This window comes from Streptomyces sp. NPDC015131 (genome assembly GCF_043079975.1).
Classification (GTDB): Bacteria; Actinomycetota; Actinomycetes; order Streptomycetales; family Streptomycetaceae; genus Streptomyces.
On the sequence record NZ_JBIBVB010000002.1, the window covers coordinates 124,589 to 145,718 of the forward strand.

Sequence of the window (21,130 nt, forward strand, 5' to 3'; positions counted from 1 at the left end):
TTGAACGCAGTTCATGGAGCGAATCCGCTCCGTGACGCCGCAGACCGACGGCTCCCGCGCATCGCGGGGCCGTCGGGTCTGGTGATCTTCGGCGTCACGGGCGATTTGTCCCGTAAAAAGCTGATGCCTGCCGTCTACGACCTGGCCAACCGCGGTCTGCTGCCGCCGGGCTTCTCGCTGATCGGCTTCGCCCGGCGCGAGTGGCAGGACGAGGACTTCGCGGACGAGGTCTACCAGGCCGTCAAGCAGCACGCCCGTACGCCCTTCCGGGAGGAGGTGTGGCAGCAGCTCAGCCAGGGGATGCGCTTCGTCCAGGGCAACTTCGACGACAACGAGGCGTTCGAGACCCTGAAGAAGACGATGGAGGAGCTGGACCAGGCCCAGGGCACCGGCGGCAACTTCGCCTTCTACCTCTCCGTACCGCCCAAGTTCTTCCCGCTCGTGGTCCAGCAGCTCAAGAAGCACGGCCTGGCCGACGAGCCGGGCGACTCCTGGCGGCGCGCGGTCATCGAGAAGCCCTTCGGGCACGACCTGGCCTCCGCCAAGGAGCTCAACGAGATCGTCCACGAGGTCTTCTCGCCCGACCAGGTCTTCCGCATCGACCACTACCTGGGCAAGGAGACCGTCCAGAACATCCTGGCGCTGCGGTTCGCCAACACCCTCTTCGAGCCGATCTGGAACCGGTCGTACGTCGACCACGTCCAGATCACCATGGCCGAGGACATCGGCATCGGCGGCCGGGCCGGGTACTACGACGGCATCGGCGCCGCCCGTGACGTCATCCAGAACCACCTGCTCCAGCTGCTGGCGCTGACCGCCATGGAGGAGCCCGCCTCCTTCGACGCGGACGCGCTCGCGGCCGAGAAGACCAAGGTGCTGGGCGCGGTGCGGCTGCCCAAGGACCTCGGCAAGTCCACCGTCCGCGGCCAGTACGCGGCCGGGTGGCAGGGCGGCGCGAGGGCCGTCGGCTACCTGGAGGAGGAGGGCATCGACCCCCGGTCGAAGACCGACACCTACGCCGCGATCAAGCTGGAGATCGACAACCGCCGCTGGGCGGGCGTCCCCTTCTACCTGCGCACCGGCAAGCGGCTGGGCCGCCGGGTCACCGAGATCGCGGTCGTCTTCCAGCGCGCCCCGCACTCCCCCTTCGACCACACGGCCACCGAGGAGCTGGGGCAGAACGCCCTGGTCATCCGGGTGCAGCCGGACGAGGGCGTGACGCTGCGGTTCGGCTCCAAGGTGCCCGGCACCTCGATGGAGGTGCGGGACGTCTCGATGGACTTCGCGTACGGCGAGTCCTTCACGGAGTCCAGCCCCGAGGCGTACGAGCGGCTGATCCTCGACGTCCTGCTCGGGGACGCCAACCTCTTCCCGCGCACGGAGGAGGTCGAGCTGTCCTGGAACATCCTGGACCCGATCGAGCAGTACTGGGACCGGCACGGCAAGCCCGCGCAGTACGAGTCCGGGACCTGGGGTCCGGTCGAGGCGGACGAGATGCTCGCACGAGACGGACGGAGCTGGCGCCGGCCATGAAGACCGACCTGACGGACACCACGTCCAGCAAGATCAACAAAGCGCTGGTGCTGGGACGCCGTGCCATCGGCACCCCGGCCATCGGCATGGTCCTCACCCTCGTCATCGTGACCGACGAGGAGAACGCCTACGACGCGCTGAAGGCCGCCAACGAGGCGTCCCGCGAGCACCCCTCGCGCACCCTGGTGGTCATCAAGCGCCCCTCCCGCTCCCCGCGCGACCGGGCCAACGCCCGGCTCGACGCCGAGGTGCGGCTGGGCGCCGACGCGTCCACCGGCGAGACGGTGGTGCTGCGGCTGTACGGCGAGGTCATCGACCACGCCCAGTCGGTGGTCCTGCCGCTGCTGCTCCCGGACGCCCCGGTGGTGGTCTGGTGGCCGGTGCAGGGCCCGGCCGACCCGGCCAGCGACCCGCTGGGCGCCCTCGGGCAGCGGCGCGTCACCGACAGCTACGCCTCGGAGCACCCGGTGCGGGAGCTGTCCCAGCGCGCCGCGTCCTACACCCCGGGCGACACCGACCTGTCGTGGACCCGGATCACCCCGTGGCGCTCCATGCTGGCCGCCGCCCTGGACCAGGTCGCCTGCCAGGTCACCGCCGCCGAGGTGGAGGGCGAGGAGTTCAACCCGAGCGTGGAGCTGCTGGCCATGTGGCTGGCGGACCGGCTGAAGATCCCCGTCAAGCGCTCGGCGTCCTCGGGCCCCGGCCTGACCGCCGTCCGCATGGAGACCGACTGCGGCCCCATCGTGCTGGACCGGCCCGACGGGTCGCTGGCCACGCTCTGCATAGAGGGACAGCCCGACCGGGCGGTCGCGCTCAAGCGCCGGGAGACGTCCGAGCTGATCGCCGAGGAGCTGCGGCGCCTCGACCCGGACGACACCTACGCCTCGGCCCTGCGGTACGGGGTGGACCGGCTCGGCGACGCCGGCCGCTCCCGGGACGACGCCGACCGGGGCTCGTCCGGGTCCGCCGACGGGCCGGCCGACGAGAAGCCGGCCGCGAAGAAGACCGCGTCCAAGGCGCCGGCGAAGAAGGCGGCGGCCAAGTGAGCGGCGCTCCGCGGCTGGTCGTCCACCGCGACAAGGAGCTGATGGCGCAGGCCACGGCGGCCCGGCTGATCACGGCGATCGTGGACGCCCAGGCCGCGCGCGGCTCCGCCTCGGTGGTGCTGACCGGTGGCCGCAACGGCAACGGCCTGCTGGCGGCGCTGCGTGCGTCGCCCGCCCTGGACGCGGTCGACTGGTCGCGGGTGGACCTGTGGTGGGGCGACGAGCGGTTCCTCCCGGAGGGCGACCCCGACCGGAACGACACCCAGGCCCGTGCGGCGCTGCTCGACAGCGTCCCTCTGGACCCGGCGCGGGTGCACTCCATGCCGGTGCTGGACGGCGCGTACGGGAAGGACGCGGACGCCGCGGCCGACGCGTACGCGGCGGAGCTGGCCGCCGCGGCGGGGCCCGACGACGAGGGGGCGGTGCCGAGCTTCGACGTCCTGATGCTGGGCGTCGGCCCGGACACGCATGTCGCCTCCCTCTTCCCGGAGCTTCCGGCGGTGCGGGAGACCGAGCGGACGGTGGTGGGCGTGTACGACGCGCCCAAGCCGCCGCCGACCCGGATCTCGCTGACCCTCCCGGCGATCCGGGCGGCGCGCGAGGTGTGGCTGCTGGCGGCGGGCGAGGACAAGGCGCAGGCGGCGGCGGTCGCGCTGTCGGGCGCGGGGGAGATCCAGGCCCCGGCGGCCGGCGCCCGCGGCAGCCGCCGGACCCTGTGGCTGCTGGACGAGGCCGCGGCGGCGCGGCTGCCGGGCGCGGCGGCGGCCCCGGCGACGGCGTCCTGACGGAGCGCCGGCCCCGGCACGGGGAGGCCCGGTTCACCCGCGAGGGGTGGGCCGGGCCTCCTGTCGTACGCGCCCGGCCCGTCAGAGGACGATCTGGTCGGGGTCCTGCTCCAGGGTGGTGATGGCCGAGCGGCAGGCGGTGACGAACCGGTCGAAGACCTCGGTGGTGCTTCCGGCGCGCCCGGCGCGGGTGTTGACGCGGAACATCGCGGCCCGCAGCTCGGTGGTCAGCTCCAGCTGGGCGCCCTTGCGCAGCATGGTGCGGTTGCAGGGGTTGTCGGGGTTGACGCCGGCGAGGTCGCGGACGGCCGGGTCGTTGCCGTCGCGCCAGGCGATCCCGGCCGTGGTGAACGCGTTCTTCAGCAGGGTCTTGAACCGCTCGTTGAGCCCGCCGACGACGACCGCCCGCGGGTCGGCGGTGCCGGCCTGGGCCGCCGTGCAGCCGTGCAGGCTCAGGACGTTGAGGCTGGAGGCGGCCATCGACAGGGCCACGTGGTCGTCGTTGTTCTTGGCGGTGACGTGGAGGTCCCGGTTGCCGGAGGAGCGCAGGCCCTCGAACATCCAGTAGTCGTGCGCCCCGTGGCCGTCCTGGAGCGGCGCGAGGGTCGCGGGGTGGTAGCCGGCGATGCCGAGGCACAGCTCGGACGTGCCGGTCTCGATGCCGCCGCCGTGCATGGCCATGATGGTGGTGCGGTGGTAGGGGTGTCTCTGCCCGAGGCTGGTGTCGAGGTACTCGTGGCGCTTGTAGCGGCGGGCGAACTCGGTGCCCTCCTGGCCGGCGAGCTTGGTGTAGAGGTCGGTGTTGGAGGTGTAGAGGTCGAACTCGTCGGTGGCGTACGCCGGGGAGGCGGCCACGCCGCCGAGCAGCGGGCCGCCGACGGCGGCGGTGGCGAGGGCGGTGAGGACCGTACGACGGCTGGTCTGAGTCATGCCTTCATGATCATGCGGCCGGTGCGGCGGCGGACGCGATCCCTGCCGGTCCGCGCTGTGGGGTGCGTCACTCCCCCGGCGGCGCCCCGCCCGGTCCGGGCCCGCGCTCCAGGAACGGCTCCAGCAGGCCCGGTACGGCCGCCGCGGCGAACGTGAGCCCCTCGTCCCGCCCGGCGTCGCGGACGTGGTACGCCCCCGCGCCCGCCGCGGTGGTCGCGGTGAGCGTGACGAGACCGGCGCGGCGCTGGACGTACGACTGCCGGACCGTCCAGCCGATGACGCCGCCCCGGTCCAGGGCGACGGTGGCGCGCCGGACGGTGCCGGAGCGGGTGACCAGGTGGCGGGGCGTGGTGGCGTGGCCCAGGGCGCGGTACGCGTCGAGGGCGAGGAGCACCGCGAGCGGCACCAGGACCAGGGCGCAGGCCCCGGCGGCGTACAGCAGGACGTCGGTGAGGAGGGCGCCCAGCACGGCGAGGACCACCACGGGTGCCAGGGCGGCCGACAGGGCCCACCGCAGGCGCCGGGCGCGGGCCGCGCGGGGGTGGGGCGTGAGCGGCACCCCGGTGGGGGCGGTGGTCTCGCGCAGGACCAGGGCGGCCACCCGCTCGGCGGCGGGGCGCGGCGCGGGCGGCAGCAGCGTCTTGTGGTCGGTGTGCCGGTCCTCCTGGGCGGTGGTGAGGCCGGTGGCGATCGCGTCGACCCGGGCCGCGCCGCAGAGCCGGAAGCCCAGCGGTTCGACCAGCTCCACCCCGCGCAGCCGGCGCTCCTCGACGGAGATGGAGCGGGTGGTGAACAGCCCGCGCCGGACCCGCAGCGTGCCGCCCGGTTCCCGCTCCAGCCGGTGGTTCCACCACATCTCGACCCACAGCCCGAGCGCGCCCACCACCCCGGCGGCCAGGACGAGCGCGGCCAGGGTGAGGACGATGCCCACCACGGGGGTGCCGGTGAAGCGGGCGCCCACCCAGTCGATGACCTCCTCCTGGGCGCCGAACCACTGGCTGACCTGCATCACGGCGCCGGCCGCCGCGCCGCCCAGCAGCGGGGCGACGAACGACACCGGGGCGTAGCGGATCCAGCGGGGGTCGAGCACGGCCAGCTCGCCGTCCCGGGTGGTGCCGCCGGCCGCCGGGGGCCGGTCGAGCAGTTCGCGGCGCAGCCGCTCCCCCTCGGCCCTGGCGACCGGGCGGAGCTCCAGCGTGGACCCGGTGGCGCCGGTGTGCTCGCCGGTGCCCATCCGCACCTTGACCAGGCCCAGCACCCGCAGCAGCGGGTTCGCCGTGAGGTCGACGGTGCGGATGCGTTCGCGGGCCAGCGAGCGGCGTTTCACCAGGAGCACCCCGGTGTGCAGTTCGGCGCGCTCGGGGCCGACGCGGTAGCGGGTGCGGGTCCAGCGGATGTGCTCCAGGGCGGCGGCGCCCAGGACGAAGAGCAGGGCCCCGGCGGGCAGCAGCAGGGCGCGGGCGCCGCGCAGCGGCCCCTGCCGGGCCCAGGTGCCGCCGCTGAGGCCGAGCAGCAGCGAGACGCACACACCGCCGGCGACGCCCGCCGCGACCAGGGCGGCGACCAGCACGGTGCGCCGGTCGAGCCGCCGCCACCCGTCGGCGGTGCCGGCGTCGCGCCCGGTCATGTGGCGTCGCCGGGGGTGGCGCCGGTGATGCGGGTGAGCCGCTCGGCGAGGTCGGCGGCCAGCCGGTGGTCGAGGCCCTCGATCCGGACGGCGCCCTTGGCGGAGGCGGTGGTCACGGTGACCGTGGCGAGCCGGAACGCCTGCTCCAGCGGTCCGCGGACGGTGTCGACCGTCTGGATCCGGGACATCGGGGCGATCCGCCACTCCTGCCAGAAGGCCCCGGTGCGGACGTACACGGCGTCGTCCGTGACCTCCCAGCGGTGGACCCGGAACCACCAGCGGGGAAGGAGCGCGGCGCAGGCGAGCCCGGCCGCGGCCAGCACCGCGGCGGGCAGCCACAGCCAGAGCCTGGCGGGCCCGATCAGCGCGCCGAGCACGGCCAGGACCGTGACCGGCGCGGCCGTCAGCAGCAGCCACTGGGTGGTCCACCAGCCGACGGCCCGCTCGTTCAGCGTGTTGCGGGGCGGCCGGAGCCGCACCGCGCCCTCCCCCGTCACCGGATCACCTGCCGCGCAGTGTCCGGTAGCGCTCGGCGAGCGCGGCGGTGGAGCTGTCGAGCCCGTCGCCGCCCTCGCCCTCGGTGAGCACCGGCTCGATGCGCTTGGCAAGGACCTTGCCGAGTTCGACGCCCCACTGGTCGAAGGAGTCGATGTTCCACACGGCGCCCTGGACGAACACCTTGTGCTCGTAGAGGGCGATCAGCTGGCCCAGCACGGACGGGGTCAGCTCGTCGGCGAGGATGGTGGTGGTGGGGTGGTTGCCGCGGAAGGTCTTGTGCGGCACCAGGTCCTCGGCCACGCCCTCGGCGCGTACCTCGTCGGGGGTCTTGCCGAACGCCAGCGCCTGGGTCTGGGCGAGGAAGTTGGCCATCAGCAGGTCGTGCTGGGCGACCAGGCCGGGCGCCAGATCCGCGACGGGCTTGGCGAAGCCGATGAAGTCGGCGGGGATGAGCTTGGTGCCCTGGTGGATCAACTGGTAGTACGCGTGCTGCCCGTTGGTGCCGGGGGTGCCCCAGACGACGGGGCCGGTCTGCCAGGTGACCGGGTTGCCGTCCCGGTCGACGGACTTGCCGTTGGACTCCATGTCGAGCTGCTGGAGGTACGCCGTGAACTTCGACAGGTAGTGGCTGTAGGGCAGCACGGCGTGGGACTGGGCGTCGAAGAACGCCCCGTACCAGACGCCCAGCAGACCGAGCAGCAGCGGGACGTTCTCCTCGGGCGACGCGGTGCGGAAGTGCTCGTCGACCAGGTGGAAGCCGTCGAGCATCTCGCGGAACCGCTCGGGGCCGATGGCGATCATCAGGGAGAGGCCGATGGCGGAGTCGTAGGAGTACCGGCCGCCGACCCAGTCCCAGAACTCGAACATGTTGGCCGTGTCGATGCCGAAGTCCTCGACCTTGCCGGCGTTGGTGGACAGCGCCACGAAGTGCCGGGCGACGGCTTCCTGACCGGCCCTCAGGCCGGTGAGCAGCCAGTCGCGGGCGGAGGTGGCGTTGGTGATGGTCTCGATGGTGGTGAAGGTCTTCGACGCGATGATGAACAGCGTCTCGGCCGGGTCCAGGTCGCGGACCGCCTCGTGCAGGTCGGCGCCGTCGACGTTGGAGACGAACCGGACGGTGAGGTCGCGCCGGGTGTAGGAGCGCAGCGCCTCGTACGCCATGGCGGGGCCGAGGTCGGAGCCGCCGATGCCGATGTTGACGATGTTCTTGATGGGCCTGCCGGTGTGGCCGGTCCACTCGCCGGAGCGGACGCGCTCCGAGAAGGCGGCCATCTTGTCGAGCACCGCGTGGACGCCCGGGACCACGTTCTCGCCGTCGACCTCGATCACGGCGTCCCGGGGGGCCCGGAGCGCGGTGTGCAGGACGGCCCGGTCCTCGGTGGTGTTGATCTTCTCGCCGCGGAACATGGCGTCGCGCAGCCGGGCCACCCCGGTGGCGTCGGCCAGCTCGCGCAGCAGCCGCAGCGTCTCATCCGTGACGCGCTGCTTGGAGTAGTCGACGTACAGATCGCCGACGCGGAGGGTGTACGACGTGCCCCGCGCCGGGTCGGCGGCGAACAGCTCGCGCAGATGGGTCCCGCCCAGCTCCTGCCGGTGCTTGGCGAGAGCGGTCCATTCGGGCATCTGGGGGAGCCTGGTGCGGCCTTCTGCGTTCATCTCGGACATCAGCCCACTTCTTCTCGTACCTGCCTGTTGCCCCGCTGCCCCTCCAACCTAATTGATCTGGGGCGCGTTCGAGCGCGGGCACGGAGACGGGGGCGCGTTCGAGCGCGGGCGAGGAGGCGGGGCCCGGATGCGGGGCACAACGCAGTGGGCCCCGCCGGTGGATGTTCCACCGCGGGGCCCTCAGCCGTTCAGATCTCACCGCGCAGTTTGGCCAGCGCCTCGGCCAGGATCGCCTCGCCGTCCGCGTCGCTGCGCCGCTCCCGTACGTACGCGAGGTGCGTCTTGTACGGCTCGGTGCGCGGCGGGTCCGGCGGATTGTCCCGGTCCTGGCCGGCGGGGAACCCGCACCGCGGGCAGTCCCAGGTGTCGGGGACCTGCGCGTCGCTCGCGAAGCTCGGCTGTGTCTCGTGCCCGTTCGAGCACCAGAAGGAGATGCGCAGTCGCGGCGCGGACTCGCCCCGCTCGGCCTCCCCCATCGGCCCCGCGCCGACCCGGCTTCCCCGGATCGCGTTGCCACTTGCCACGGTTGTAACTCCCTGCGTGATGGTGCTCGAAGATGCCCCAGTCTACGTAAGGCCCAACGCGCGTCCAGGGAGAGGAGTTACCCCTCTTCCGGGGGCGCGGAACCGAGACGTCAGTTGTCCAGCTTGATCAGCAGAGCCAGCACGACGATGCACGCGAACCACAGCAGACCGACGACCACGGTGATGCGGTCCAGGTTGCGCTCGGCGACCGAGGAGCCACCGACGGACGACTGCATGCCGCCACCGAACATGTCGGAGAGGCCGCCGCCCTTCCCCTTGTGCATCAGCACGAGCAGCATCAGCAGCGCGCTGAAGACGATCAGGGCGATCGAGAACCCCATAACCACGGCTGGACCCTACTTCCTGGCAATTCTCGGCTTACACGGCTTACACGGTGTGCGGGGGCCCAGGCTCGCGCGGCAACAGCCCGCGCGCATGAGCCTCGGCCCCCGCAAGGGTACGACGATTCCGTCCCACCGCCTACTCACGTCCGGCGGTTCACCGGACCGTGGCAGTGGTCACTGGTCAGTGATCAGTGGTCAATGGTCGGTGGTCACTGGTCGCGGAACCGGACGATCTTGACGAACTCGTCGGCGTCCAGCGCGGCGCCGCCCACCAGGGCGCCGTCCACGTCGGGCTGCGCCATGATCGCGGCCACGTTGCCGGCCTTGACGGAGCCGCCGTACTGGATGCGGACCTTGTCGGCAAGCTCCTGGGAGTACAGCTCGGCGAGACGGCCGCGGACGGCTCCGCAGACCTCCTGGGCGTCCTCGGGCGTGGCGACCTCGCCGGTGCCGATGGCCCAGACCGGCTCGTAGGCGATCACAATGCTCTCGGCCTGCTCGGCGGACACGTCCTTCAGGGCGCCGTCGAGCTGGGCGAGCGTGTGGGCGACCTGGTTGCCCGCCTTGCGGACGTCCAGTCCCTCGCCGACGCAGAGGATGGGGGTGATCCCGTGCGTGAAGGCGGCCTTGACCTTGGCGTTGCAGATCTCGTCCGTCTCGCCGTGGTACTGCCGGCGCTCGGAGTGGCCGACGGCGACGTAGGAGCACTTCAGCTTGGCGAGCATCGGGCCGGAGATCTCCCCGGTGTACGCGCCGGAGTCGTGCGCCGAGATGTCCTGGGCGCCGTACTTGATCTTCAGCTTGTCGCCGTCGACCAGGGTCTGCACGGACCGCAGGTCGGTGAAGGGCGCGAGGACGGCGACCTCGACGGCCTCGTAGTCCTTGTCGGTCAGGGCGAAGGCGAGCTTCTGGACGTGGGCGATGGCCTCGAGGTGGTTGAGGTTCATCTTCCAGTTGCCCGCCATCAGCGGGGTACGGGCGGTCATTGAGGGTCAGTCCTCCAGTGCGGCGAGGCCGGGAAGCGTCTTGCCCTCGAGGTATTCGAGGCTCGCTCCGCCGCCGGTCGAGATGTGGCCGAATGCGTCCTCGTCGAACCCCAGGGTCCGGACGGCGGCGGCGGAGTCACCACCGCCGACGACCGTGAAGGCCGGGGAGTCGACGAGCGCCTGGGCGACGGCCTTGGTGCCCTCGGCGTAGTCGGGGTGCTCGAAGACGCCCATGGGGCCGTTCCAGAAGACGGTGGCCGCGTCGGCGAGCTTCGATGCGTACAGCTTGCGGGTCTCGGGGCCGATGTCCAGACCCTCCTGGTCGGCCGGGATGGCGGACGAGGAGACCAGGGTCGGGTTGGCCGGCGCCTTGGTCTTGAGGTCGGGGAACTCGGCCGAGACCAGCACGTCGACGGGGAGCACGAACTCCACGCCCTTCTTCTCGGCGCGCGCCAGGTAGTCCAGGCAGGCCGGGATCTGGTCCTCCTGGAGGAGCGAGATGCCCACCTCGTGGCCCTTGGCCTTGAGGAAGGTGTACGCCATGCCGCCGCCGATGAGGATGCGGTCGGCCTTCTCCAGCAGGTGGTCGATGACACCGAGCTTGTCGGAGACCTTGGCGCCGCCGAGCACGACGACATAGGGGCGGCGGACGTCGTCGGTGAGCTTCCGCAGGACGCCGAGCTCGGTGCTGATCAGGTAGCCGGCGTAGGCGGGAAGCAGGCGGGGCAGGTCGTGGACCGACGCGTGGCCCCGGTGCACGGCGCCGAAGCCGTCGCCCACGTAGACGTCCGCGAGGGCGGCGAGGCGGGCGGCGAACTCGGCGCGCTCGGCGTCGTCCTTGGACGTCTCGCCGGCGTTGAAGCGGAGGTTCTCCAGGACGGCGATGTCGCCGTCGCCCAGGCCCTCGACGGCGGCGTGGGCCTCGGAGCCGATGGTGTCGCCGGCGAACGCCACGGGGCGGCCGAGCAGCTCGCCGAGGCGGGAGGCGGCGAACCGCAGGGTGAAGGCCGGGTCCGGGGCGCCCTTGGGGCGGCCGAGGTGCGAGGCCACGACGACCTTGGCACCGGCCTCGGTCAGTGCCTTGACGGTCGGCAGGACGGCGCGGATGCGGCCGTCGTCGGTGATGGTGGTGCCGTCCTGCGGCACGTTGAGGTCGGCGCGGACGAACACCCGCTTGCCCTCGACGCCTTGACGCAGCAGCTCGTCGATCGTCTTCATCTGTCCTCTTACTCCGTACTCCTTGGAAGATCGACGCAAGCGTCAGGGCCCGCGCAGCGCGGCGTTGCGCTGCCCGAGCCCTGCGCTCACATCGAAGTGCCTGCCCCGCTGCCCGGTTTCTTAGAGCTGGCCGCCGACGAAGACGGTGAGGTCGACGAGACGGTTGGAGTAGCCCCACTCGTTGTCGTACCAGCCGACGACCTTGACCTGCTTGCCCTGGACCATGGTGAGCTTCGAGTCGAAGGTGCAGGAGGCCGGCCAGTTGACGATGTCCGAGGAGACGATCGGGTCCTCGGTGTACTCCAGGACGCCCTTGAGCTGTCCCTCGGCGGCCTTCTGGAAGGCGGTGTTGATCTCGTCCTTGGTGACCTCGCGGTCGAGCTCGATGACGAGGTCGGTCACCGAGCCGGTCGGCACCGGGACGCGCATGGCGATGCCGTCCAGCTTGCCCTTGAGCTGCGGGAGGACCAGGGCGGTGGCCTTGGCGGCGCCCGTCGAGGTCGGGATGATGTTCTCCGCGGCGGCGCGGGCGCGGCGGAGGTCCTTGTGCGGGAAGTCCAGGATGCGCTGGTCGTTGGTGTACGCGTGGACCGTCGTCATCATGCCCTTGACGATGCCGAAGTTCTCGTCGAGGACCTTGGCCATCGGCGCCACGCAGTTGGTGGTGCAGGAGGCGTTGGAGATGACGTGGTGGTTGGCCGCGTCGTACTTGTCCTGGTTGACGCCCATGACGATGGTGATGTCCTCGTCGGTGGCCGGAGCCGAGATGAGGACCTTCTTCGCGCCACCCGCGATGTGCTTCTCCGCGTCGGCCTTCTTGGTGAAGATGCCGGTCGACTCGATGACGATGTCGACGCCCAGCTCGCCCCACGGGATGTCGGCCGGGTTGCGCTCGGAGAGCACCTTGATGGTGCGGCCGTCGACCGTGATGGTGTCTTCGGTGTGGCTCACCTCGGCCTTGAGGCGGCCCAGGATGGTGTCGTACTTCAGCAGGTGGGCCGTGGTCGCTGTGTCACCCAGGTCGTTGACAGCCACGATCTCGATGTCCGCACCCTGCTCCAGCAGTGCGCGGAAGTAGTTGCGACCGATGCGGCCGAAGCCGTTGATTCCTACGCGGATCGTCACGAACCGATCTCCTCGATAGGTACGCCGGGTTTCGACGCCGGCGAGTTTCCATTTGGGATGTCCCCGACCGCTTACGACCCTACCTCCCTCCAGGCGGCGGAGTGACATCTAGCGCATTCGGGCGAGCCCGGTGACCACGACCTTTTTCCTACTGGACAGTACGGTCCTCCGGGGCGTTCGTCCGGCTACCGAGCGTGATCGCTCGGCGCTCGTCCGTGCGCGCCGCCGCTCGTCGGGGCGGGGCCGGCCGGGCCCCGCTCAGCCGTGCGGCGGCACGCTCGTCGGGGCACGTCTCAGCGGTCGAGCGCGCGCAGGGCGGTGCCCAGCAGCCGGGCGCGGGACGACGGGTCGGGCACGTGCTCCAGGCCGAAGCCGAACAGCACCGTGTCCCGGGTGGTGACGGCCGCCCGCGAGTGGAACAGGGCGGGCGAGCGGGCCCAGTCACCGGCGTTGCCGGGGCTGCCGGCCGGCGGGCCGGACACGCTCCAGGGCCCGAACGAGGTCTCGAACCCCTCCCCTTCGCGGGTACCGCCGACGATCAGCTCGGTGTCGTCCACGAAGACGCCCGTACCCCCGGTGCCGGGGTCGGACACGTACGAGACGGACACCTCGACCCGCTTGCCGGCGTACGCGCTCAGGTCGACGGAGACCGGCTGCCAGCCGCCGGAGGTGCCGGTGAAGGCGTGCCAGGCGCCGGTGGTCCCGGTGGCGGTGCAGCCGTCCTCGCCGAGGGTGAGGTAGTGGGCGAGGAAGGGGTGCCCGGCGAGGTAGTAGCCCTCCGCGCAGTCGGCCGGGACGGCGCTCGTGGACCGCCCCTGGGTGTCGGGCAGGGTGGTCCAGTCGTCCTGGCCCGCGGTGCGCGCCTCGACGACGACGTGGTCGTACCCGGCCTCGGTGTCGTGGCTGAGCCGGAAGCCGAGCGTGGGCCGCGCCGCCGCGGCGGTGCCGGTCAGGTCGACGGTACGGGTCAGCCGCGTCCACGTGTCGTCGGTGTGCCGGACGGCGGCGAAGGTCTCGCCCTCGTACGGCTCGAAGGGGGTGCGCACCCCGGGGTAGCCGCCCGCGGCGGCGCTGCGGAACCGGGGGAAGAGCCGGGGGTCGAGGGTGTCGGAGGTGACGGTGAAGGCGCCCGCGCTGTCCAGCGGGTTGCCGGGGGCGTCCCCGAGGGCGGCCCGTACTCCGGCGAACCGCCCCTCGCCCCGGAAGGCGCCGGGCCCGGCGATCCCGGAGCGGCGGTAGGCGCCCTGGTAGTACTGGGCGAAGTCGTCGGAGTCGGCGCGGCCGATGTCCACGGCGCCACCGGACCGTTCGCCCGCGTCGACCAGTCTGCCGCCCTCGTTGAGGTACTCCCGCAGGGCGAGGGTGGTGCCGCCGGAGGGGCGGTCGGCGCCGGTGTACCGGACGACCGTGCCGAAGTGGCCGAGCACGCCCAGCGGGTGCGGGACGCCCCGGGCGGCGACGTCCCAGACGGCGGCGCGGCGGCCGTTGTCCCTGACCGCCTTGGTGTACGCGGCGGTGTGCCGGGCCGGGGCGGTGCCGCCCTCCTCGGCGAGGACCAGCACGTCGGCGCGGGGCCGTTCGGCGACGGTGTAGGTGAACGGGGTGGAGGAGACGCGCCTGCCGTCGCGGGTGCGGCCGGTGAACCAGACCTCGACGGTGTCGCCGGGTTCGCCGTCCTGGACCTCGGCGCGGTACTCGTCGTAGTAGAGGTTGTCCTCGCCGCCGTACGTCTCGCCGCCCTTCCAGGCTTTGAGGCGCTGGTCGTGGGTGCGACCGCCGTTGACGCGGTACTTCAGCTCCTTGTCGCGCAGCGACTTCCGGGCGGTGACGGCGACCTCCTGGGCGGCGCCGTCGTACGCGTAGGAGGTGGTGAAGGGGTCGGGCACGAAGGGCGGCGCCGGGGCTCCCACCGGGGAGACCGGGTCGTCGGGGCGGGCGGCGGACTCGGCGACGGCCAGCGCGAAGGGGACGTTCTTGGCGAACTCCTGCTGGATCAGCTTCTCGTCGTCGGGAAAGGTGAAGACGGACGCGCAGTCGGCCGGTTCCCAGGCGTCGTTGGGGTCGACGCGGGAGGCGGTGGCGCAGGTCGACATCTCCGGGGTGAACATCTGCATGCCATTGACGTTGGCCGCGTGCCCGTCGGCCTCGCCGTTGGTGGTGTACAGCTCGGAGGAGACCTGCGGGCGGTAGCCGGGGACCGCGGACTTCCCGGGCGTCCCGGCCAGTGCGGTGAGGGCCACGTCGTCCGGGGTGTCCGTGGCGACCTGCCAGCCCACGCCGTACAGCAGGAGCTGGGCGGCGGAGTGGTAGTTGATGCCGTACTGGAAGCCGATCCGCTTCTGGAAGGCGTCCAGCGCCCGGGTCTCGGGCTCCGACATCGGGCCGGTGCCTCGGTAGGTCTCGTCGGCGGGGTCGGGCGAGGAACCCTCGTTGTCGTAGCCCCATTTGTAGGAGAAGTTGCGGTTGAGGTCGACGCCGTCGCCGGGCCCGGGCCGCCCGTCGCCGTTGTTGTCGCGGAGGTTCTTGCGCCACTGGCGGTTGGCGGGGTCGGCGTGGGTGTGGTCGTAGCCGTCGGGATTGGCCGAGAGCACGAACCACAGCTCGGTGGTGTCGACGATCCTGGTGATGCGCGAGTCCTTGCCGTACCCGGCGAGGTAGTGGTGGAGCAGCCGCCGGTTCATCTCGGGGGTGATCCACTCGCGGGCGTGCTGGTTGGAGAGGTAGAGGGTGGCGGGCCTGGCCCCGTCCCGGGTCCGGCCGGCGTTCTTGGTGAGTTTGAGGGCGAGGATGTCCTGCCCCCGGACGGTCTTGCCGATGCTGACGACCTTGGTGAGCGCCGGGTGGGCGCGGGCGGTGGCGAGGATCTCCTCCTTGAGCCCGCCCGGGCCGCCGTACGGCTGGAAGACGCCGTCGCCGGCGGCCGTGACCCGCTTCTCGGCGGTGGCGGTCAGGTCGTGCTCGGTGATCCGCACGCCCCGCTCGCGCAGCGCGTGCGCCTGCCGCCCGGTGAGGTGCAGCTCGACGGTGGCGGTGCCCCGGTCGGGCACCTGCTCGGTCAGTTCGTGCCCGTCGGTGCCGGCGTCGAGGAGGAGCGGTACCTGCTCCTTGGTCACCCGCGCGTGCCATACGGAGAGGGTGCCGCCGCTGCTGCCGCCGCTGTCCCCGGTCGCGCCGTCAGGCCGCTGCTCGGCCCCGGTGGCGGGTCCCGCCACCAGTCCGGCCATCAGCAGCGAGGCCGCGGCGAGGATCGAACCCGCCCTGCGTCTCATGTGCCCCCCTTGCGGTTGTGTGCCACGGACGTGGACAGGCGCCAGGCTGGTGACTGTGCATGATCATGTCAATGATGCGTTTCCGGCCGGATGGTGGCCGGGGGGGTGAGGCGGAGGGGGCGGGTTGGGGGGTGAGGGGTGCGGCGGGGTCGTGCTGGGTGTGCACCGGAGAGGTACGGCGGCATGGGCGCCGGGGCGGCGGGGCGCCGAGGCCCGGGGGCGGCGAGGTGCCGTGCCCGGGGCGGCGGGCGGGCCGCATGTGACGTACGGCCCGCTCCGCCTCGTACCGGTTCAGCCGACGAGACCGTCGGCCATCTCCTCCGTCAGGTTGGACTCCGTCCCGGGGATGCCCAGGTCCTGGGCCCGCTTGTCGGCCATCGCCAGCAGGCGCCGGATACGGCCCGCGACCGCGTCCTTGGTCAGCGGCGGGTCGGCGAGGGCGCCCAGCTCCTCCAGCGACGCCTGCTTGTGCTCCATGCGCAGCCGGCCGGCCGCCGCCAGGTGCTCGGGGACCTCCTCGCCGAGGATCTCCAGGGCGCGCTGCACCCGGGCGCCGGCCGCCACCGCGGCACGGGCCGAGCGGCGGAGGTTGGCGTCGTCGAAGTTGGCCAGCCGGTTCGCCGTGGCACGGACCTCGCGGCGCATCCGCCGCTCCTCCCAGGCCAGCACCGAGTCGTGCGCGCCGAGCCGGGTGAGCAGGGCGCCGATCGCGTCCCCGTCCCGTACGACCACCCGGTCCACGCCCCGGACCTCGCGGGCCTTGGCGGGGATGGAGAGCCGTCGCGCGGCGCCGACCAGCGCGAGCGCCGCCTCCGGGCCGGGGCAGGTGACCTCCAGCGACGAGGAGCGGCCGGGCTCGGTCAGCGAGCCGTGCGCCAGGAAGGCGCCGCGCCAGGCGGCCTCCGCGTCACAGGTCGCCCCCGAGACGACCTGCGGCGGCAGGCCCCGGATCGGGCGGCCCCGGCCGTCGACCAGCCCGGTCTGGCGAGCGAGCTGATCACCGCCCGCCACCACCCGTACGACGAAGCGCGAGCCGCGGCGCAGCCCGCCCGGCGCCATCACGATCAGCTCGGAACCGTGCCCGAAGATCTCTGCGATGTCCCGCTTCAGCCGGCGCGCCGCCATCGCCGTGTCCAGCTCCGCCTCGATCACGATCCGCCCGCTGACCAGGTGCAGGCCGCCGGCGAACCGCAGGATCGACGAGACCTCGGCCTTTCTGCAGCAGGTCCGGGTGACGGGGAGCCGGGAGATCTCGTCCTTCACCGCTGCCGTCATCGCCATGGGCCGATCCTTCCATGCATCCGAAAAATACGGTCGTACGCGGCGGCCAGCAGCTCCGGGTCGTGCTTCGGCGAGCCGTCCTTCCTGGCCACCGGGGCCAGCTCGACCGCGGCGCCGAGCCGCTTGGCGGCCTCTGCGAGGGACTCGCGGTCGGGTACGGCGGCCTCGTCGGCCAGCACCACGTCCAGGGCGAGTTTAGGGGCGTGTCGTCCCAAAACCTCCAAATGACGCTGCGGGGAGAAGCCCTCGGTTTCTCCGGGTTGCGGTGCGAGGTTCAGCGACAGGACCCTGCGGGCCTTCGTCTCCACGAGGGCCTCCAGCAGCTCCGGCACCAGGAGGTGCGGGATCACGGAGGAGAACCAGGACCCGGGGCCCAGCACCACCCAGTCCGCGTCCAGCACGGCCTCGACGGCCTCCGGGACGGCGGGCGGATCGTTCGGCACGAGGTGCACGGACTGCACCTCGCCGGGCGTGAGCGCCACGGTGGCCTGGCCGCGGACGGTGTCCACGGCGTCCGGGCGCTTCGGGTCGTGGCCCTTGACCAGCGCCTGGAGCTCCAGCGGCACCGCCGACATGGGCAGCACCCGGCCGTGCGCGCCGAGCAGGCTGCCCACCAGGTCCAGCGCCTGGACGTGGTCGCCGAGCTGCTCCCACAGGGCGACGATCAGCAGGTTGCCCACGGCGTGCTCGTGCAGGTCGCCCTTGGACTGGAAGCGGTGCTGGATGACGCGGGACCAGGTCTGGCCCCAGTCGTCGTCGCCGCACAGCGCCGCCAGGGCCTTGCGCAGGTCCCCCGGCGGCAGCACGCCCAGCTCCTCCCGGAGCCGGCCGCTGGAGCCGCCGTCGTCGGCGACGGTGACCACGGCGGTCAGGTCGCCGGTGATGCGGCGCAGGGCGGCGAGGGACGCGGACAGGCCCATGCCGCCGCCGAGGGCCACGACCTTGGGCTGGGCGCCGCGCCTGCGGAGCGTACGAACGGACAGGGAGCTCGTACGCCGACGGGACTGCTTCACTCGCGCCCCATGTCCCGGTGCACGACGACGGTCTCGACCCCTTCGGAGGACAGCCGGGCGGCGAGCTTCTCGGACATGGCGACGGAGCGGTGCTTGCCGCCGGTGCAGCCGACCGCGACCGTGACGTACCGCTTGCCCTCGCGGCGGTAGCCGGTGGAGATCAGCCGGAGCAGCTCGGTGTACCGGTCGAGGAACTCCTTGGCGCCCGGCTGGTTGAAGACATAGCCCGACACCTCCTCGTTGAGGCCGGTGAAGGGGCGCAGCTCCGGGACCCAGTGCGGGTTGGGCAGGAAGCGGCAGTCCACCACCAGGTCGGCGTCCACGGGCAGGCCGTACTTGTACCCGAACGACATGACTGTGGCGCGCAGCTCCGGCTCCTCGTCGCCGGCGAACCGGGCGTCCATCTTGGCGCGCAGCTCGTGGACGTTGAGGCTGGAGGTGTCGATCACCAGGTCCGCGTCGCCGCGCAGCTCGCGCAGCAGGTCGCGCTCGGCGGCGATGCCGTCCACGATCCGGCCGTCGCCCTGGAGGGGGTGCGGGCGGCGCACCGACTCGAAGCGGCGGACCAGGGCCTCGTCGGACGACTCCAGGAAGACGATCCGGCGGGTGACCTGCTTGGCGTCGAGGACCGCCAGCGACTCGCGGAGGCTCTCGAAGAACTGGCGGCCCCGCACGTCGACCACGACGGCGATACGCGCCACATTGCCCTGGGAACGGGCGCCGAGCTCCACCATGGTGGGGATCAGCGCGGGCGGCAGGTTGTCGACGACGAACCAGCCGAGGTCCTCCAGGCACTTGGCGGCGGTGCTCCGCCCGGCGCCGGACATGCCGGAGATGATCACCAGCTCGGGGATGGCCGCCTCGGCGGCCTCGCCGGCCTCGATCGTGGTGCCCGTACTCACGTGTGGTGCTCCGTCTTCTCGTGCTGGTCGTGCGGTCGGCAGTGGTTCCGGGGTGGGGTGGTGGTCAGGCATCCGTGCCTCCCCCGTCGTCGTCTTCCATGATCTCTCCGGTCGCCGTGTTGACGGCGGGGGCGGCCGGGGCCGCCTGGGCGAGGGCCACGGCGACGGCCTCGGCGGTCTTCCGGCCGAAGCCCGGCACCTCGCAGATCTGCTCGATTGTCGCCTGCCGCAGCCGCTTCACCGAGCCGAAGTGCTTGATGAGCGTCTGCTTGCGGGCCTCGCCCAGCCCGGGGACGGCGTCGAGCGGGCCGGTGCGGATGCGTTTGTGCCGCTTGGTGCGCTGGTAGCGGATGGCGAAGTCGTGCGCGGTGTCGCGGACCCGCTGGAGGAGGTACAGCCCCTCGCTGGAGCGGGGCAGCACCACGGGGTCGTCGTCGCCGGGCAGCCAGACCTCCTCCAGCCGCTTGGCCAGGCCGCAGACGGCCACGTCGTCGATGCCCAGCTCGTCCAGCGCCCGCTGGGCCGCGGCGACCTGCGGCCGGCCGCCGTCGACCACCACGAGCTGCGGCGGGTACGCGAACTTCTTCGGCCGCCCGTCGTCCTCCGCGCCCGGCGCGGGCACCTCCGTCACGGCGACCCCGGGCTCGGGGAGGCCGGCCGGGGGCAGGCCCGGCTCGGGCAGGCCGGGGACGCCGGGCTCGGGCAGTCCGGCCTGCGGCAGGCCGGGGCCGACGGCTCCCCCGGTGGCGGTCGCCGCCGCGCCGACTGCGCCGGCCGCGCCGCCGGTCGGGTCGGCCTCGTCCGCCGTCTCCGCCACCGTCCACTCGCCGGTCCGCTCCTTCTCGGCGAGATAGCGCCTGAACCGGCGGGTGATCACCTCGTGCATCGAGCGGACGTCGTCCTGGCCCTCGAAGCCCTTGATCTGGAAGCGGCGGTACTCGCTCTTCCGGGGCAGCCCGTCCTCGAAGACCACCATGGACGCCACGACGTCCTCGCCCTGGAGGTGCGAGACGTCGAAGCACTCGATGCGCAGCGGCGCCGCCTGGAGGTCGAGCGCCTCCGCGATCTCCTCCAGCGCCCGCGAGCGGGTGGTCAGATCGCTGGCGCGCTTGGTCTTGTGCAGCACCAGGGACTGCTGGGCGTTGCGCCCGACCGTCTCCATCAGCGCCTTCTTGTCGCCGCGCTGCGGGATGCGCAGGGACACCTGCGAGCCGCGCCGGTCGCTGAGCCACTGCGTGACGGCGTCGAGGTCCTCGGGGAGGGCCGGGACGAGGACCTCCCGGGGTACGGCGTCGCCGCTCTCCTCGCCGTACAGCTGCTGGAGCGCATGCTCGACCAGGCCGGCCGTGTCGACGGCCTCGACCTTGTCGGTGACCCAGCCGCGCTGGCCGCGCACCCGGCCGCCGCGGACGTGGAAGATCTGCACGGCCGCCTCCAGCTCGTCCTCGGCCACCGCGATCAGGTCCGCGTCGGTGGCGTCGGCGAGCACGACCGCGCTCTTCTCCATGGCCCGCTTGAGGGCACCTATGTCGTCCCGGAGGCGGGCGGCCTTCTCGTACTCCATGTCCTCGGCCGCCAGCATCATGTCCTTCTCCAGCCGGCGGATGTACGTCCCGGTCCGGCCGGCCATGAAGTCGCAGAACTCCTCGGCCAGCTCCCGGTGTTCCTCCGGGTCCACCCGCCCCACGCACGGCGCCGAGCACTTGCCGATGTAGCCGAGGAGGCAGGGCCGGCCGGTCCGCTCGGCGTTCTTGAACACCCCGGCGGAGCAGGTGCGGACGGGGAAGACCCGCAGCAGCAGGTCGACCGTGTCCCGGATGGCCCAGGCGTGGCTGTACGGGCCGAAGTAGCGCACGCCCTTCTTTTTCTGGCCCCGCATGACCTGTACGCGCGGGAAGTCCTCGTTGAGCGTGACGGCCAGGTAGGGGTAGCTCTTGTCGTCGCGGTACTTGACGTTGAACCGGGGGTCGAACTCCTTGATCCACGAGTACTCCAGCTGGAGCGCCTCGACCTCCGTGGACACGACCGTCCACTCCACCGAGGCGGCCGTGGTGACCATGGTCCGCGTACGGGGGTGCAGGCCCGCCAAGTCCTGGAAGTAGTTGGCGAGCCGCTGGCGCAGGGACTTCGCCTTCCCGACGTAGATCACCCGGCGGTGCTCGTCGCGGAACTTGTAGACCCCCGGCGAGTCGGGGATCTGTCCCGGCTTGGGGCGGTAGCTGGAGGGGTCTGCCATGCCTCACACCCTACTGTCGTCCAGTGACACCACGGGCGCCACGAGGTGTCGGTAACGGGACGCCCGAGGTGTCGGGAACGGGACGCCCGAGGCCCCGCCGCCCGGGCCCACCGGGACGCCCGCCCAGGGGCCCGGCGCCGCTCGGAGG

General features: G+C 72.4%; 17 protein-coding genes. 3 read left to right on the top strand and 14 right to left on the bottom strand.

Annotated elements, in window-relative coordinates; genetic code table 11:
• From zwf to pgl, 3 genes are read left to right on the top strand one after another with little or no spacing between them, the layout of a single operon-like run.
• Entirely contained in the window at positions 1-1,533 is a 1,533-nt protein-coding gene (gene zwf, locus ACF08D_RS05990; RefSeq protein WP_392221341.1) for a glucose-6-phosphate dehydrogenase, read from the top strand.
• On the top strand, positions 1,530-2,579 hold the full coding sequence (gene opcA, locus ACF08D_RS05995; RefSeq protein WP_392221342.1) for a glucose-6-phosphate dehydrogenase assembly protein OpcA: 1,050 nt from the start codon (positions 1,530-1,532) through the stop codon (positions 2,577-2,579). The genes zwf and opcA overlap by 4 nt, the downstream gene beginning before the upstream one ends.
• Positions 2,576-3,364: a 6-phosphogluconolactonase gene (pgl, locus tag ACF08D_RS06000; protein ID WP_392221343.1), complete on the top strand. Its 789-nt coding sequence runs from the start codon at positions 2,576-2,578 to the stop codon at positions 3,362-3,364. Before opcA ends, pgl begins: the two co-directional genes overlap by 4 nt.
• 81 nt (positions 3,365-3,445) lie before the next feature.
• Here pgl and ACF08D_RS06005 read toward each other — a convergent pair whose 3' ends face one another.
• From ACF08D_RS06005 to uvrC, 14 genes are all read right to left on the bottom strand, one after another.
• Positions 3,446-4,294: a poly-gamma-glutamate hydrolase family protein gene (locus ACF08D_RS06005; protein WP_392221344.1), complete on the bottom strand. Its 849-nt coding sequence runs from the start codon at positions 4,292-4,294 to the stop codon at positions 3,446-3,448.
• 67 nt (positions 4,295-4,361) lie between these two features.
• On the bottom strand, positions 4,362-5,921 hold the full coding sequence (locus ACF08D_RS06010) for a PH domain-containing protein (RefSeq protein WP_392221345.1): 1,560 nt from the start codon (positions 5,919-5,921) through the stop codon (positions 4,362-4,364).
• Positions 5,918-6,418 carry a PH domain-containing protein gene (locus ACF08D_RS06015; RefSeq protein WP_392221346.1) on the bottom strand — a complete coding sequence of 167 codons (501 nt, stop codon included), beginning with the start codon at positions 6,416-6,418 and terminating at the stop codon, positions 5,918-5,920. The genes ACF08D_RS06010 and ACF08D_RS06015 overlap by 4 nt, the downstream gene beginning before the upstream one ends.
• A gap of 4 nt (positions 6,419-6,422) precedes the next feature.
• Positions 6,423-8,075 (bottom strand): glucose-6-phosphate isomerase, encoded by a 1,653-nt coding sequence (pgi, locus tag ACF08D_RS06020; RefSeq protein WP_392222316.1) that lies wholly within the window; start codon positions 8,073-8,075, stop codon positions 6,423-6,425.
• Positions 8,076-8,272: 197 nt separating this feature from the next.
• The gene (locus tag ACF08D_RS06025; protein WP_003957010.1) at positions 8,273-8,608 is read right to left on the bottom strand and encodes an RNA polymerase-binding protein RbpA; all 336 of its coding nucleotides are present in this window, start codon (positions 8,606-8,608) and stop codon (positions 8,273-8,275) included.
• Positions 8,609-8,718: 110 nt separating this feature from the next.
• Complete coding sequence (gene secG / locus ACF08D_RS06030; protein ID WP_064073089.1) at positions 8,719-8,949, bottom strand: preprotein translocase subunit SecG; 231 nt, start codon at positions 8,947-8,949, stop codon at positions 8,719-8,721.
• A gap of 212 nt (positions 8,950-9,161) precedes the next feature.
• Entirely contained in the window at positions 9,162-9,938 is a 777-nt protein-coding gene (gene tpiA, locus ACF08D_RS06035; protein WP_392221347.1) for a triose-phosphate isomerase, read from the bottom strand.
• Positions 9,939-9,944: 6 nt separating this feature from the next.
• Positions 9,945-11,156 (bottom strand): phosphoglycerate kinase, encoded by a 1,212-nt coding sequence (locus ACF08D_RS06040; protein ID WP_392221348.1) that lies wholly within the window; start codon positions 11,154-11,156, stop codon positions 9,945-9,947.
• A gap of 120 nt (positions 11,157-11,276) precedes the next feature.
• Positions 11,277-12,281, bottom strand: coding sequence for a type I glyceraldehyde-3-phosphate dehydrogenase (gene gap / locus ACF08D_RS06045; RefSeq protein WP_392221349.1), 1,005 nt, complete (start codon positions 12,279-12,281; stop codon positions 11,277-11,279).
• A 293-nt stretch (positions 12,282-12,574) separates the two neighbouring features.
• A complete protein-coding gene (locus ACF08D_RS06050) occupies positions 12,575-15,550 on the bottom strand; it encodes a M14 family zinc carboxypeptidase (RefSeq protein ID WP_392221350.1) in 2,976 nt (991 codons plus the stop codon).
• 291 nt (positions 15,551-15,841) lie between these two features.
• The gene (gene whiA / locus ACF08D_RS06055) at positions 15,842-16,831 is read right to left on the bottom strand and encodes a DNA-binding protein WhiA (RefSeq protein WP_084901626.1); all 990 of its coding nucleotides are present in this window, start codon (positions 16,829-16,831) and stop codon (positions 15,842-15,844) included.
• Positions 16,822-17,844, bottom strand: coding sequence for a uridine diphosphate-N-acetylglucosamine-binding protein YvcK (gene yvcK / locus ACF08D_RS06060; protein WP_392221351.1), 1,023 nt, complete (start codon positions 17,842-17,844; stop codon positions 16,822-16,824). The genes whiA and yvcK overlap by 10 nt, the downstream gene beginning before the upstream one ends.
• Complete coding sequence (rapZ, locus tag ACF08D_RS06065) at positions 17,841-18,818, bottom strand: RNase adapter RapZ (protein WP_392221352.1); 978 nt, start codon at positions 18,816-18,818, stop codon at positions 17,841-17,843. The genes yvcK and rapZ overlap by 4 nt, the downstream gene beginning before the upstream one ends.
• Complete coding sequence (uvrC, locus tag ACF08D_RS06070; protein WP_392221353.1) at positions 18,811-20,982, bottom strand: excinuclease ABC subunit UvrC; 2,172 nt, start codon at positions 20,980-20,982, stop codon at positions 18,811-18,813. The genes rapZ and uvrC overlap by 8 nt, the downstream gene beginning before the upstream one ends.
• Positions 20,983-21,130: the final 148 nt, after the last annotated feature.